The organism is Stenotrophomonas sp. SY1 (genome assembly GCF_021202945.1).
Classification (GTDB): Bacteria; Pseudomonadota; Gammaproteobacteria; order Xanthomonadales; family Xanthomonadaceae; genus Stenotrophomonas.
In genome coordinates this window covers 50,036-50,271 of sequence record NZ_JAJOYR010000004.1, presented here as the reverse complement: position 1 = coordinate 50,271, position 236 = coordinate 50,036, and the positions used below count along the sequence as shown (strand labels likewise).

The following is a 236-nucleotide window of genomic DNA, read 5'->3' as shown; positions in this document are numbered from 1 at the left end:
CGCGCCCGTAGCTCAGTTGGATAGAGTACCTGGCTACGAACCAGGCGGTCGGGAGTTCGAATCTCTCCGGGCGCACCATTTCAATAAAAACCAGCAGGCATAGCCTGCTGTTTTTTTATGTGCGTTTTCCGCCGAAGCCGGAACGCACTTCTGCACTTCCGCACTTCTGCACTTCCGCACTTCTGCACTTCCGCACTTCTGCACTTCCGCACTTCTGCACTTCCGCACTTCTGCAC

The 236-nt window shown here is 55.5% G+C and carries 1 tRNA gene; it reads left to right on the top strand.

The annotated features are described in order from the left end of the window. The first annotated feature begins 1 nt into the window (after position 1). A tRNA-Arg gene (locus LR961_RS18735) sits at positions 2-78 on the top strand. Positions 79-236 lie beyond the last annotated feature (158 nt).